This is a genomic window from Streptomyces sp. NPDC001709 (assembly GCF_053596375.1).
The window spans coordinates 14,303-29,168 of record NZ_JBSFGB010000003.1; the positions used below are offsets into that span (position 1 = coordinate 14,303).

A 14,866-nucleotide genomic window follows, 5' to 3' on the forward strand; every position below is an offset into this window, starting at 1 on the left:
CCTTCCTCAACTCACGGTCGCCGCAGTGGCGTTGGCTGGTGACGTTGTCCGGCCGGTTCCGATGGACCGGCTCCCGCTCTGCGTCATGTCGACCGCGGGATTGCCGCCCCACTCGGCGTTCGGGGGGACTTCCTCGCCCTTCATGAGGAAGGAATCGGGTGCCAGCACCGAGCCGTCGCCCATGGTCACGCCGTAGTGCACATGGGCGCCGACGCCCAGCGTGCAGCCGGCGCCGAGTGTGGTGCGGTCGGACTTGAAGGTGCCGTCCTCCTGCGAGTGGCATTGGATCTTGCTGCCGGCGTTGAGGGTGCACTCGTCGCCGATGGTGGCGAGCGTCCGCTCGGTCAGGTAGCAGCCGTCGTCGAAGACCCTGCTGCCGATGCGCACGCCCAGCAGCCTCCAGACCAGGCTCTTGAAAGGGGTTCCGTTGAAGACGTTGAGGAAGTGGTCCGGAACCTTCCACAGCCGCTCGTGCCACCAGAAGTACGGGTCGTAGATGGAGCACAGCCGGGGGCGTAGCGCGCGGAACGACGTGATGCAGCGCTCCACCAGGATGAAGTACACGGTGGAGAAACCGAGCGTGAGCGCCAGATAGCCGGCGATCACCACGTGTCCCACCACGCCGTACAGGTCCACGGAGGCGAGAGCGAACAGGGTGAGCGCGAAGGTGTGCAGCCAGCGCACGAGCAGCATGAGCAGCATGGAGCGAAGGTTGTAGCGGTTCTTCGCGGCGAGCCGGCGGCGGAGTGTGTCGCCCGTCCTGAGGTGGTCGAACCGTGCGTCACGGTCCACCGAGCGGGGGATCTCGAAGCAGGGTGAGCCGAGGAGCCCCACACCTTCACGGACCTCGCCGTCGAGGGGAATCATCACCTTCGTCGCGAGCAGGCAGTCGTCCCCCGTCCTGCCGCCTGCCGGATAGGCGATGTTGTTGCCCAGGAAGTTGTGCGGCCCGATCGACACCCGGGAAAGCCGGAAGGACGTACTGGAGAAGTCGGCGTTGATGATCGAGAGTCCGTCGGCGACCATCGTTCCGGTGCCGACGGAGACCAGGAGCGGCGTCTCGTGCTGCACTTCGGTGCCGAAGTTCGACCCGGTCTGCTCGACCTGTGACAAGTCGTATCCGAGTCCGCGGAGGTAGTGCACGATGTAGGAGCTGTCACCGAAGAGCCAGGCGAAGAACCTGATGTTCGTCATGCGAGCCGTGGCCCGATGCAGCGCGTAGTGGAATCCGTAGAGCGGATAGACCTTGTCGGGCTTGACGACCAGACCCAGCAGACGCGGAACGGTGCACAGGGCCACCAGCCCCAGGGCGGCGCACCCGAAGAACAGCACCAGGGAGAGCACCAGCGCGTCGGAGAGCAGTTCCGACCGGGACAGTGCGGCCGTCTTCGGGTCGAGCCGCTTGCCGATCGCCGGTACCTCGGTGAACAGCATGTACGCCCCCCCGGTGACCAGCGGGATGTACAGCAGGAACAGCTGCACCAGGGTGCCGAGGCCGAACCAGGCCCGGCGCGCGGTGCCGCATCCGGCCGGAGCAACCCTGACGTAGTCGACCTGCGTGGGCTCCGCCGGAGATCCGTGCCAGTGCTGACCGTCCGGGACCGCCTGGCCGCGCTGCAGCGCGGACGCGTGGCCGAGCTGGGCACCGTGACCCATCGACGTGTCGATGTCCAGGACGGTCTTCTCGCCGACGAAGACATCGCGGCCGAGCGTGATCCGGCCGGTCTGGATGTGTCCCGCGTGGGCCCGGTAGCCGAGGAAGAACGAGTCCTTGCGGATGACCGTGCCCGCGCCGATCGTCAGCAGGTCCGTGCAGACCGGGACGGAGTGGGAGAGGATCGTGACCCCCCTGCCGATCCGCGCGCCGAGGGCCCGCAGATACAGCACGTACAGGGGCGTCCCGGTGAGGAAGACCATCGGATTGGCGTGAAGCAGCACCTTGACGACCCAGAAGCGTAGATACGTCAAGCTCCAGACGGGGAACTCGCCGGGTCGCCAACGGCCGATGAGAAGCCATTTCGCGACGACCGGGAACGCGCACAGCCCGACGAACCCGATGCCTCCGAACAGCAACGACCGCAGGTAGACGACGGCCAGGTTAGAACCGGTGGCGATCCACTCGTAACCCGCGGCGGCGACGAATCCGGAGACGAGGGAGTAGCCCAGGAAGATCAGCAACTGGAACGTTCCGCAGAGAAGATGGTTCCACCGGGTCCCGCGCGGCTCCGAAGGCGACGACGGCATGGGCGCCGACGCCGACGAAGCGACCGCCGGATCGACAGGAGCGGGAGAGGCCTCCCCGAGAGCCGCCGCCAGGCTTTGGATCGTGGGGTACTGGTAGATGTCCCTCATGGACGGGGACGGCAGACCCCCTGTCTTCCGTATTCGCGCGCAGAATTGGGCCATGACCAGGGAGTTGGCGCCGAGGTCGGCGAAGAAGTCGCTGTCGACCGGAACGCGCTCGGCGCCCAGGAGGTCGGCCAGTGTCTGCGCGAGCTTCCGCTCGGTCTCCACCCTGCTGGTGTCGGTGCCCCTCGGGGCGACGGCAGGTTCACCCGGCTCCGAAACGGCCTCGAAGGACTGATCCACCATGCGGTCTCCTGGAGAACGTGGTTGTTCCTGATCAAGAACCGGCGGATTCAGTTTGTCCGGAAAGACGAAAATGCGCCACTCACCTCGTTGGTTCAACCCTACGAGTGGAATGGCCGGTTGGTCCCCCTTCCCTGGGTTCTGCGCGATGACAGGGAGCGCGCGAGTCACCCGGTTGGCGGTCCCCCATGTGCCTCACAGGAGTCCGGTGAGGTGGAGGGCTACGACCGGCTAGCCGGGGACGGCCTTCGCCCAGCCCTGGCTGACCGTGTTCCTCGCCTTCTCCAGCTGCGTGTCCGTCGGGAACTGCGGGATTCCCTCAACCGTCGGCAGTCGTGCGGCCGCGGCCTTGTCGAGGGTGCCGTCCTGCTTCATGGCGTCCATGAGCACCGGGCGGGCGTAACCGCGCAGCCGGAGGTTCTGGCCCTCCGGGCTGAAGAGGTACTCCTGCCACAGGCGGGCAGCGGCCGGGTGCGGGGCGTTCTTGTTGACCGCCAGTGCGAAGTACTGGGCGAAGCTGCCGTCGAAGGGGATCGCGACCTGCCAGTTCACGCCCTTGTCGCGGAGCTGGTCGGCGTAGTGGAGGTTGATGTAGTCCCAGTTGATACTGATGGGGGTCCGGCCGTCCTCGACCGTTGCCGTGGTGGAATCGAGGGGGTTGAAGTTGCCCGTCCTGTCGAGCTCGGCGAAGAAGTCGAGACCGGGCTGGATGTTGTCGAACGACCCGTTGTTCGCCAGCGCGGCGGCATAGACGCCGGCGAAGGCGGTGGCCGAGCGGGGCGGGTCGCCTTCCAGCGCGACCATGCCCTTGTAAGCGGGCTTCAGCAGATCGGCGAAGGTCTGCGGACAGATCTTGACCCGGTTGGCGTCGCAGCCGATGGAGATGTAGCCCCCGTAGTTGTTGGACCAGCGGGCCTTCGGGTCCTTCTGGTTGTCGGGGATCGAGTCGTAGGCGGCGACCTTGTAGGGCGCGAGCAGGTTCTGCTCCGCCGCGTTGCGCGCGAACGTATCGCCCACGTCGATCGTGTCGGGGGCTGTCGCCTTGTGCCCCCTCGTGCGCACGGCGTCGATCTCGTCCTCGCTGTGGCCGTGCGGATCTTCGACCGTGACCTTGATCCCGTACTTCTTCTGGAATCCGTCGATCAGAGCGCCGTAGTCGGCCCAGTCACGCGGCAGCGCGATCACCCTGAGCCTGCCCTCTCGTTTCGCCGCGGCGATCAGTGCGCGCATGCCGCCCGCGTCCTCGGCGGACGTGGCCACCGCCGGCGACTCGGGTCCGGCGCTCGGTGTGTGCTCGCAGGCGGCGGTCGGACCCAGTGCCACGAGAGCGGCGCAGCCGTAGACGACCGCTGCTCGGGCACGGGGTGTAGTCACGACTGCTCCTGGGTCAGGGGATGCTGTTGTCACCGAGGAAGGCCGCCGTGGCGCGGTCGTGGAGTTCCGAAAGCCAGGGTACCCGGCTGCCTCGATGGCGGAATCCCGCGCGGGAAGCCTGCGAACAGCGCCTTCCCCCGTTATGGGTGGGACCTACCCGCTCTCCGCACACTGCCGTGTCGTCTCACAGCGCCGTGTCGTCCCACTGGTCGAGCAGGATCTCGCCGAGTCCCTCCCCCGGCACGGCGCTGTCGTGCAGGGACTGTTCGGCCCAGATGACTTTGCCGGTGGGCGTGTAGCGGGTCCCCCAGCGTTCTGCCAACTGGGCGACCAGGAAGAGGCCGCGGCCGCCTTCGTCGGTGACTTTCGCCCGGCGCATCCGGGGCGAGGTGCTGCTGCCGTCGGAGACCTCGAAGATCAGGGTGCCCGCGGCGGAGTCGCCGAGTGGCATCGTGCGCAGCAGCCGGACGGCGATGGGCTCGGTGCCGTAGCGGATGGCGTTGGTGATCAGCTCGCTGAGGATCAGTTCGGCGGTGAAGGCCATGTGCTCCAGGCCCCACTCCGTCAGCCGGCGGGCGCAGGCGGTGCGCACGGGGGCCACCGCCGCCGGGTCGCGGGGCACGTCCCACTCGGCGACCTGCGCCGGTCCGAGTCGGCGTGTGCGGGCCACCAGGAGCGCGATGTCATCCCTGGGCCGGTCGGACAGCATGGCCTCCATCACCGCCGCACACGTGGCGTCCGGCGTGCGCTCGGGCCCCGCCAGGGCAGCGCGCAGGGCCTCCAGACCGGCGTCCAGGTCTCGGGTGCGGTCCTCGATCAGTCCGTCGGTGAAGAGCACCAGCCGGGATCCCTCGGGCACGGTGAGTTCGGCGGTCTCGACCGGCAGGCCGGCGCCGAGTCCCAGGGGTGGGGAGACGGGCAGCCGGGGGAAGTCGACGGTTCCATCGGGATGGACCACCGCCGGTCCCGGATGGCCGGCGGTGGCGAGGGCCAGCTGCTGGGAGGTGGGGTCGTAGACGGCGTACTGGCAGGTCGCCCCGGTGACCATCCCCTGTCCGTCCGCGGCGTCGACCTCCTCGGCGTCGATCTGGGTCACCAGCTCGTCCAGCCGGCCCAGCAGCTCCTCCACGGGCAGGTCCAGGCCGGCGAAGTTGTGCACGGCGGTGCGCAGCCGGCCCATGGTGGCCGCGGCGTGCAGACCGTGGCCGACGACGTCGCCCACGACCAGCGCCACCCGGGTGCCGGACAGCGGGATGACGTCGAACCAGTCCCCGCCCACCCCGGCCTGGGCCGGCAGATAGCGGTAGGCCACGTCGAGGGCGGACTGCTCGGGCAGTCCGCGCGGCAGCAGGCTGTGCTGCAGGGTGACGGCCATGGTGTGTTCGCGGGTGTAGCGGCGGGCGTTGTCGATGCACAGCGCCGCGCGGGCGGCCAGTTCCTCGGCGAAGGACAGGTCCTCGTCCTCGAACGGCGAGGAGCCCTGCGCGCGCCAGAAGTCGACCACTCCCAGCACCACGCCGCGGGCTCGCAGGGGAACCACGAGCATCGAGTGGATGCCCTGGTCGAGGATCCGCCGGGCGGATTCGGGGTGCCGGGCCGGCCAGCCGTCGGCGGCGTTCAGGTCCCCGACCAGGACCGGTCGGCCGTCCGCCATCGCCATGGAGACGGGGTGGTCCGGGACGAACCGGATCAGCTCGCCGACGGGGTGGCGGAGATCGTCCGTGTCCAGACCGGCGACGGCACTGCGGCGCAAGTCGGTGATCCCGTCGGTCGCACGGAAGGGCTCCTCGCCGTGCAGGACCGGGTCCAGCAGTTCGACGGTGACGATGTCGGCGAACCGGGGCACCGCCGTCTCGGCCAGTTCCTCGGCAGTGCGCTGCACATCGAGCGTGGTGCCGATCCGCAGCCCGGCGTCGTAGAGCAGCTTCAACCGCTCGCGCGCCACCTCCGCCCGGCCGGAGACGGCCTGTAGCTCGGTGGTGTCCCGGAGCGTGACCACGCTGCCGGCCGGTCCGTGTGGGTCGGTGAGCCGCTTGTTGACCGCGAGCAGCAGGTCGCCCGCCAGGTGCACCTCGTCGGTGGCGGGGCGGTCGGAGGCCAGCAGGAGGGCGAGGTCCTCGTCCAGCCCCAGATCGGTGACGTGCCGCCGCTCCGCGTCCGCCGGCAGGTCCAGCAGCCGCCGTGCCTCGTCGTTGGCCAGCAGCAGCCGGCCGTCACCGCCGACGATCAGCACCCCTTCCCGTACGGCGTGGAGCACCGCGTCGTGGTGCTCGTACATCCGGGTCATCTCGGTGGGTCCCAGGCCATGGGTCTGCCGTCGCAACCGGCGGCTCACCAGGGCCGAGCCGCCCGCGGCGACGACCAGGGCCGTGGCGGCGCCGCCGACGAGGACCGGCAGCTGCCGGTTCACCCGGTGCTGCACCCTCTCGACCGTGACGGGCACGGAGACGATGGCGATGACCGAGCCGTCAGGACCCCGCACGGGGACCGCCGAGATCACGGAGAGCCCCAGGGACCCCTGGAAGGTGCTCGTGAACGGCTTGCCGGTCGCCGCCTGCGCGTAGGGCCCGATGACGTGTTTCCCGATCTGGTGCGGGTCGCTGTGGGTGAGGGTGATCCCGTTCAGCCCGTACACGATGATGGCGTCGACCCCCGCGGCCTTGCGGGCCGCCTCGGCGTGCGGCTGCAGCACCGCGCTCGGGTTCTTGCTCTTCAGTGCCGCCACGACTCCGGGGGAGTTCGCGAACGTCTGTGCCGTGGTGAGAGTCCGGTGCCGGGCGTCCGCCATGATGTCGCGTCGAGCCTGCACCACGAGCGCCAGCAGGGTGGCGGCGACGATCAGCACCACGACCGCCAGCTGCAGGAGGAAGACCTGGCCGGCGAGGCTGCGCACACTCAGCAGCGACCGCCACGCCGCTCCCCTCTGACGGGGCAGGTCCGGCCCATGAGTGCTCCTGGACGCATCAGGGGCACTACGCCCGGATCGATCCGACTCATCACCCATATCACCTTTCTATCGTTCCCGGCGGCCAACAACGAGGCGACCGGGACGGGCCGACCCACACGGGGGGGGGCGACGAGCACTCTCGAGAAAATAGTAGCCATGTACATAGTAGCCATGTACGGTATTCGCCATGAGCAAGGATCCCGAAGGACCCACACCCGGCTTCCTGGTGTGGCGACTGTCCATGAAGTGGCGGGTCGCGGTCGACCGCGCGGTGGCTCCACTGGGGCTGACCCACGCGCAGTACGCGCTGGTGGCGTCGCTGTACGGCATGCACCGCTCCGGCCTGCGGCCCAGCCAGCGACGGCTCGCCGATCACACCGGACTGGAGGCGCTCTACGTCTCCAAGCTGGCCCGCGGCCTGGAGTCGGCCGGCCTACTGGAGCGCACCCGGGACCCCGACGACCCGCGCGCCGTGCAGCTGGCACTCACCGAGCGGGGACGTGAGGTCACCCGGCAGGCGATCGACGTCGTGCAGGGACTGCTGCGGCAGCTGCTGGCACCCCTCGGCGGCCCCGGGAGCCCGCGCGCCCAGGAGTTCAGCCGGGAACTGAGGACCCTGCTCGACGCACCACTCGACCCATTCGGCACCACCGATCCCGAGACGGAGCAGTCATGACCACCACCGCACCCCTGGCCAACCCCCGCACCATCGCCCTCGCGCACTACGCCTCACGTGCCGTCCTGGAGCGCGTACTGGCCGCCTACGGCACCACCTTCCTGCAGAACGTCACCCTGCGGCTCGCCGCCGTCGCGGACGGCCCGGTCGAGCGCGCCGCGCTGGTCGACGGTGTCACCGGCGCGGTGAAGATCGACGCGGCGGACGCGCACCGGACGATCGAGGAGCTGATCGCCGCCGGGCTGCTCGCCGCCACGGAGGCATCCCGGATGGAAATCACCGTCGCCGGGCGGGAGTTGTACGCCAAGGCCGCGGCCGAGACCGCACCGGTGACGGCCCGGATCTACGCCGGCATCTCCGAGGAGGACCTGGCCGCGACGGGCCGGGTGCTGACCCTGATCACCGAGCGGGCCGACGCGGAGCTGGCCGCCCTGGAGACCCCTCAGGGTTAGTGGAATATTGAACAAACGCGTTCCGTTGTGGCCGTCGAAGGAGGTCACCAGTGGAGACGCGAGTGGAGAGCACGACGTACTACGACCACGGCACACAGGCCGAGCGCTGGGAGCGCGCGCAGCAGTTCTTCGACGCCAAGGACTACGCGGGCGCGGCGCGCGTGCTGACCGGGCTGGTCGAGGAGGTGCCGGAGCAGACCGGACCCCGGCTGCTACTGGCCCGCGCCTACTACCACTCGGCCCAACTGCACCGTGCGGAAAGGGAGTTGCGGATCATAGTCGAGCGCGACCCGGTGGAGCACTACGCCCGGCTGATGCTGGGCCGTACGCTCGAGCGGCAGGCCCGGCCGGAGGAGGCGGAGCGGCACCTGCGGATCGCCTCGGCACTCGCGGGCGACTTCCCGCAGGAGTGAGCCGTGCCTTGTGCGGGAAGGACGCCAATCTCGCGCAGGGCGGCGCAGGCCACACCCGTGCGGCGGCGGGCGCGGTGCACGAAGAAGCTGGTGATCCACCAGTCGGGTGGCGTCGTACCGCCGTCCCTCGTGTCCGTGGAGTCGGGCAGGTTCGCCGCCCAGGGATTCCCCGGGGGTATTGGTGAGGTGTGCCACAGGGAGAGCCGGGGTGGCATGGCATGCTGACGCGATGGCACCTCCCCGTGATCACGCGCCGCTCGCCGAGCGCGTCGAGGAACTCCTCGCCGCCGGCGGCCCCTTGCCCATCGTCGCCGCCGGACAGCCGGTGCTGCGGCGCGGTACCGAGCCGTACGACGGTCAGCTCGGTCCCGCCCTGCTCGCCCGTTTCATCGAGGCCCTGCGCGTCACCATGCACGCCGCGCCCGGTGTGGGCCTCGCCGCACCGCAGGTCGGCGTGGACCTGCGGATCGCGGTCATCGAGGATCCGGCCCCGGTGCCCGAGGAGGTCGCGGTGGCCCGGGGCCGTACCCCGCAGCCGTTCCGTGTCCTGGTCAATCCGGTGTACGAGCCCGTCGGCACCGCTCGCGCCGCGTTCTTCGAGGGCTGCCTGAGCGTGCCGGGGTGGCAGGCGGTGGTGGCCCGGCACGCCGAGGTGCGGCTGCGCGGCCAGGACGAGCAGGGCCGCGAGCTGGACGAGCTGTTCACCGGGTGGCCCGCCCGAATCGTCCAGCACGAGACGGACCACTTGGACGGCACGCTCTACCTGGACCGCGCCGAGTTGCGCTCCCTGTCGACGAACGAGGCGGTGGCCGCGCTGTGGAACCGGCCGACTCCGCAGGCCGCTGCCGAGGCCCTCGGCTTCCCGCTCCCGTAGGCCCTGACACCGCGTAACCTTGTGCCCTCACTCGGGGAGGGGTCTTGAGCAAGGTCGTCTTCGTGCACGGCGTCGGCAAGCAGTATCTGAGCGAGGACTCGCTGGCCCGGGACGTGGTCCCCGAACTCCTCGGCGGCGTACGGCTCGCGGGCGGGCCCGTGCCGTCGTCCGACGAGGTCGGGGTGGCGTTCTACGGCGATCTGTTCCGGCCCCGCGGCACGCGTTCCGTGGGCGAACTGCCGTACGACGAGGCCGACATCGAGACCGACGACGAGTTCGCGCTCCTCATGGAGTGGTGGGCCGCGGCGGCCCGCACGGACCCGCGGGTACCGGCGCCCGACGCGCCGGGCACCCGGGGCCCGGTCGGCTGGGCGGCCTCCCGCTCCCTGCGCCTGAACGCCGTCCGCGCCGCCCTCGACGCCCTGACCGGCGCCCGGTACCTGCGCGGGGTCCTCGACCGGACTCTCATCGGCAGCCTGAAACAGCTGACCGGCTACCTCACCGACGAGACGGTGCGGCAGGCCGCCCGTGACCGGCTGGCGGCGCGCATCACCCCGCGGACCAGGGTCGTCGTGGCGCACTCGCTGGGCTCGGTGGTCGCGTACGAGACGCTGTGCGATCCGGAGCGCAACCGCGACTGGGACGTACGCATGCTGGTCACCCTCGGCTCCCCGCTCGGCATGCGCGCCCTCGTGCTGGACCGCCTCGACCCCGCGCCCCGGGAACGCCGGGCCGCGTGGCCGAAGCCGCTGCGGGCATGGACGAACATCGCCGACGCGACGGACATCGTGGCGGTCGCACGCGACCTGCGGCCCGCCTTCGGTGACGCGGTGACCGACGTGCTCGTGCACAACGGCAGCCATATGCACGACGCGACCCGGTACCTGACCGCGGTGGAGACGGGCCGGGCCGTCCGGGCCGGTCTGCTGCCGGAGGCCGTTGCGGAGTGAAGCGGTACGTCGTGGCGGCGGGTACCCGCCGGTACCGGGAGGCCGCGGAACTCCCGCTGGCCCATCAGGATGCCGACCGGGCGGCCGGTCTGTTCGAGTCGATGGGCTATGAGCGCATCCTGGCGAAGGTGTCGTACGACCCCGCCGCGGAGGAGTTCGAGAATGCGCTGGCCGACTGGTGCCGCTCCCCCGGCCTCGCCGCCGAAGACGTCGTGGTCGTGTACTACGCCGGGCACGGGGACCGGTCGCCGGCCGGCCGCTACCGCCTGGCCTGCTCCGACAGTGAATCCGGCCGCCCGCGCTCGTGGTTGTCACCGATGAACCTCGCGGAGATCCTCGCCACGTCCCCGATCCGCAACGTGCTGTTCGTCGTGGACGCGTGCCTGGCAGCCGCGGCAGCTTCGGAGATCGCCTCGATCACCGATGCGATCGTGGCGAGCCGCGCCCGTGCCGACGACTTCGGTTCGGGCACCTGGCTGCTGGCATCCGCACGACACCGCGACCTGGCCGTGGACGGGGCGTTCGTCACCGAACTGGCCGCCGCCTACCGACAGGGAGACGGTCCGTCACAACGCCATCTCGCCCCAAGTGCGCTGGCCGAGCGGGTGAACCGGTCGTTTCTCGCCGGCGGGGTGGCCCAGCGGGCCGCCTGCTCGTCCGTCGATCACTCCGAGCCGCCTCCCTTCTTTCCCAACCCCGGGTTCGACCCGAGCGCCGAGGTCCTCGGCGAGGACCGGACCGACCCGGATGTGTCAGACCTGTCATCTCATTTCGAACCGCGTGGCCGCGGGGTGGAGCACGTTCACGACCCCGGGTCGTACTTCACGGGTCGTGCCCGCGCGTTGGGTACGGCACGCGCCCACCTGGCCGGGGACGGACCCGGCGGCCTGCTGGCCGTGACGGCCGACCCCGGCTCCGGGAAGTCCGCGGTGCTCGGCCGGCTGGTCATGGAAGGGTGCACCGACGCTTCCGTCAACGCGCACCACCAGACGCTGGAGGCGCTCGTGGGACGGCTCGCTGCCGCGGCCGACGTGCGGGCCACCACCGCGGACGGCCTGTTCGCGGCACTCGCGGGCCGCACGAAGCCCTTCCGGGTCGTCGTGGATTCCCTGGACGAGGCCGGCGCGGGCGGTGACAAGGCGGAGGCCCGGCGCATCGGCTGGGACCTGCTGCGGCCCCTGTCCGGGGTGGCATGCGTCCGGCTCGTGGTGGGCTCGCGCCGGGAACTGCTGCCCCATCTGGGAGATCAGGTGCCCGTCGTCGACCTCGACGACAGCGCCTACGCCGACGACACGGACACGGCCGCGTACGTGGAGAAGATCCTCTGCGACACCGGCGCGCCGTATGCGCGGAACACCGGACCGGCACGTCGCATCGCCCGCGAGGTCGCCCGCCGGGCGGGCCGTTGCTTCCTGGTGGCCCGCATGACGGCGAGTGCGCTGCTGCGCGGGCCCGTCGTGGACACGGGTGCGCCAGGCTGGGCCGAGCAACTCCCCTCCGACGTGGGCGGAGCCTTCGACGCCTACCTCCAGCGTCTGCCGTCGAGCCGTCACGCGGCCACGATGGCACTGCTGACCGCGCTCGCCTTCGGTGAGGGCAATGGGCTCCCGCGCCGGGTCTGGGTGCCCGCGGCCGCGCGACTGTCCGGACTCGCGCTCGTCCAGGCCGATGTGGACATGCTGCTGGAGGAGGACGGCTCCTATCTCGCCGGGGCCCGGGTGGACGGCACGACCCACTTCCGTCTCTACCACCAGGAACTGACGGACCATCTCAAGCGGCGGGTCCTCAGACACCGTGATCCGGCGGACGTCCAGGAGTGCTTCGTGGACACGTTGTCCGACCTGGTTCCCCAGCAGGACTGGGCACGGGCTCCGTACTACGTCCGCGCCCATCTGGCCACCCACGCGGCCGCGTCGGGGGCACTGGACGACCTGCTCGAGGACGCTTCGTTCCTCGTCAGTGCCGTGCCCTCCACGCTGCTTCCGGCCGTTCGGCAGGCGGTGCGCCGCCCGTCCGTGTCGATGGTGGTGGAGCGATACGCCTATCTGCTCGTGGACGCCGAGTCCGACTGGTCGGACCGGGCCGCGCTCCTCGCGTTCGTGGCCCGCACCTACGGCGAGCACGCGCTCGCCGAACGTGCGGAGGGGATCGCGGGCTCGATCGAGCGGCTGTACGCGGAGCCGCGGGCCATCACCGCGCACCGGATCGTGGGGCGGCACCGAGGTGACGCCTATGCGATCAACCAGCTGAACCCGCACTGGCTGATCGAAGACGTGGTCCTGCCGGACGGCGGCCGAGCCGTCCTGGCCGCTCCGCCGTGGTCGGCCTCCGTGCACGTCTGGTTTCTGGACGAGCCCGCGCAGTCCACGATCCTGCCGCACCCGGCCATTGTCGCGGGCCTCGCGGTGCTCCGGCACGCCGATGGCGGGCCCCAGGCCGTGACGTTGGACGACAACGGCACACTGCGCCTGTGGAACCTGGCGGACCAGACCTCGGCGCGGACCTTCACCCGAACCGGCTTCACCTGCCTGTTCGATGCCGGATTCCGCGACGACGGCACGCCCGTCGTCGTGTGCGCGGACCGGGAGCACGTGGCCGTGGTCCGCTCGACGGATCTGGAGACGGTACGGGAGGTGCCGTGCTTCACGAATCGATACCACCGCTGGAACAACGGCCCCGGCGGTTCGGCCTGTCTGGCCCACGGCGAGGACGGAACCGTACGACTGCTGCTGTGCGACGGGGTGACCGGGCTCGTCACGCTGCACCCGCTCGATGAGCCGGGGGCGTGCCACACGGTGCTGGAGGACCTCACGTCGCCCGTCCTCGTCGACCGCATCACCGGCCCGGCCGGAACGTTCGCCGCGATCCGTGACGGGAGCGGGCCGGTCGTACTGCTGTCCCCCGACGCATCGGAACCCACCGCCGTTTCCTTCCCCGCCTCGCACTCGGAGGCGATGGGCTTCGCCCGCGGGAGCGCCGGTGAGCCGGTGTTCGTCGCCATGCCCAACTCCGGCCACGCCGGGACCGTTCTGGTCCTGCGGCCAGGCTCGCCCGCGGTGCACAGCCCGACACAGGTGCAGGCGGGGTCCTTGATGGCCCCGCTGACCGCCGGCGGCACCGTGTACGCGGTCACGGCGAACTTCACCAACCATCTGGAGGTGATGGACTGCGCCACGGGCAGGACCACGGGCATGCCCCTGAGCGGTCACGAAGGTGCCGTCTGCGCAGTACGCGTACTCGACCACCCCGGAGCCGAGGGGCCCGACATCCTCGCCATCGGCAACGACGGCACCGCCCGTCTTTGGACATGGGACGCGTGCAGCGCCACGGTCCCGCACAATGGCGCCGCGACCGCCCTCTCGCCGTCGGCCGTCGCGGCGATGTTCCCCTGGTCCTGGGTTCCCGGCGGGGTCCTGACCGCCACGACCACCGGCTCCCTTCGCTGTGTGCGTGCCGACCCGAACGCGCCGCTGGTGAGCGGGGTCGAGCTGCCGGAGGAGATGGAGCCGGACCAGGAGAGCCACGCCGACGGCGAGAGCCTCGTGGAGGAGAGCGACGGCACCGTCAACATCCTCGGGTGGCAGGACGGCGCGGCGGACGGCGCGGCGGACACCGACAGGGTGTACCTGGTCTGGCACCGTCTCGGGACGAAGGGGCAGGTCGAGACCGTCCGGCTGCCCGGCGTCCTGGGCCGCAGGCGCGACCGCACGCACATCCGGTTCCTCGGTCCCACCGATGCCCGCCCGCACACCCGGCTCATGGCCTTCGACAGGCAGGAGGGTCAGGTCCGGCTCCTGGAGTCGGCGGGGGGCATCGTCGAGGAGGCCCGGCTTCCCTCGTGGGAGGTGTCGGACGATCAGGTCACGGCGGTGACCGCCATGACGACACCCGAAGGGCATGACGTGGTACTGGCAGCGGTCTGTGACCCCTACCCGGGCAGACGTACGATCGGTCGGCTGTGGGACGTCTCCGCACGCCGCGCGCACCAGTGTGACGGCATCGAACTGATCCCGGAGTGCCGCGTGTTGCTCCCCGAGCGCACGGCCGGCGAAGCCCGCTGGGTCGCGCAGATACGCAGGGACGGCCGGGTCCGGGTTCTCGATGTCACGACGGGCCGGCAGCACACCGTCAACGACACTCGGCTGTGGCGGCACAGGATGACAGGGTCCGGGATCCGCCAGGCCGTCGGTGCCCACTGGGTCCACCTCGCGGACGGCGGTCCCCTGCTCGTCGTGCGCGGCGCCCGGTCCGGTCGTTCCGCCTCCGACCCGTTCCTCGTCTGGGACGCCCGGAACCCGAGCGTTACCCGCCCGCTCCCCCTGGAGGCGTCTCACATACTGTGGACCGGTCACTCTCCCAGTGGCGAGGCGCTCTTGGCGCTCAGTGACGCACAGGGCCTGGCTCTCTGCCACCTGCCCAGCGGTGCGCCCGTCTGGCGGACTCCGGTCCCCGCCCGCGTGACCGCGCTCACCGCCGTCCCGGGCAGCCCCCACCTCGACATCGCCGTGGGCACCCAGCAGGGCGTCGTCTTCCTGCGGCCGAGGCTGTCCCGCTCCTGGCGGGACCGCCTCGGCCTCGGCCTCGGGTGACC

Annotated in this window: 9 protein-coding genes; 6 read left to right on the plus strand and 3 right to left on the minus strand. The window is 70.7% G+C overall.

The window, feature by feature from the left end; translation table 11 throughout:
- Positions 1-6: 6 nt before the first annotated feature.
- The 3 genes from ACWC0C_RS05250 to ACWC0C_RS05260 all read right to left on the minus strand — a co-directional run bounded on the left by ACWC0C_RS05250 (position 7) and on the right by ACWC0C_RS05260 (position 6,967).
- Entirely contained in the window at positions 7-2,592 is a 2,586-nt protein-coding gene (locus ACWC0C_RS05250) for a Pls/PosA family non-ribosomal peptide synthetase (protein ID WP_450861750.1), read from the minus strand.
- Positions 2,593-2,820: 228 nt separating this feature from the next.
- Positions 2,821-3,963 (minus strand): ABC transporter substrate-binding protein, encoded by a 1,143-nt coding sequence (locus ACWC0C_RS05255; protein WP_450861751.1) that lies wholly within the window; start codon positions 3,961-3,963, stop codon positions 2,821-2,823.
- Between the two features lie 184 nt (positions 3,964-4,147).
- Positions 4,148-6,967, minus strand: a complete 2,820-nt coding sequence (locus ACWC0C_RS05260; RefSeq protein ID WP_450861753.1) for a SpoIIE family protein phosphatase — start codon at positions 6,965-6,967, stop codon at positions 4,148-4,150.
- Positions 6,968-7,097: 130 nt separating this feature from the next.
- Here ACWC0C_RS05260 and ACWC0C_RS05265 point away from each other — a divergent pair, with 130 nt between their 5' ends.
- The 6 genes from ACWC0C_RS05265 (at position 7,098) to ACWC0C_RS05290 (ending at position 14,864) form a co-directional block, all read left to right on the plus strand.
- Entirely contained in the window at positions 7,098-7,586 is a 489-nt protein-coding gene (locus ACWC0C_RS05265) for a MarR family winged helix-turn-helix transcriptional regulator (RefSeq protein WP_450861755.1), read from the plus strand.
- Complete coding sequence (locus ACWC0C_RS05270) at positions 7,583-8,038, plus strand: MarR family transcriptional regulator (RefSeq protein WP_450861756.1); 456 nt, start codon at positions 7,583-7,585, stop codon at positions 8,036-8,038. The genes ACWC0C_RS05265 and ACWC0C_RS05270 overlap by 4 nt, the downstream gene beginning before the upstream one ends.
- Before the next feature lie 62 nt (positions 8,039-8,100).
- Positions 8,101-8,451, plus strand: a complete 351-nt coding sequence (locus ACWC0C_RS05275; RefSeq protein ID WP_449196991.1) for a tetratricopeptide repeat protein — start codon at positions 8,101-8,103, stop codon at positions 8,449-8,451.
- A 229-nt stretch (positions 8,452-8,680) separates the two neighbouring features.
- Positions 8,681-9,325 (plus strand): peptide deformylase, encoded by a 645-nt coding sequence (locus ACWC0C_RS05280; protein WP_449196915.1) that lies wholly within the window; start codon positions 8,681-8,683, stop codon positions 9,323-9,325.
- A gap of 44 nt (positions 9,326-9,369) precedes the next feature.
- On the plus strand, positions 9,370-10,275 hold the full coding sequence (locus ACWC0C_RS05285; RefSeq protein ID WP_450861758.1) for a hypothetical protein: 906 nt from the start codon (positions 9,370-9,372) through the stop codon (positions 10,273-10,275).
- A complete protein-coding gene (locus tag ACWC0C_RS05290; protein WP_450861759.1) occupies positions 10,272-14,864 on the plus strand; it encodes a caspase family protein in 4,593 nt (1,530 codons plus the stop codon). Before ACWC0C_RS05285 ends, ACWC0C_RS05290 begins: the two co-directional genes overlap by 4 nt.
- Positions 14,865-14,866 lie beyond the last annotated feature (2 nt).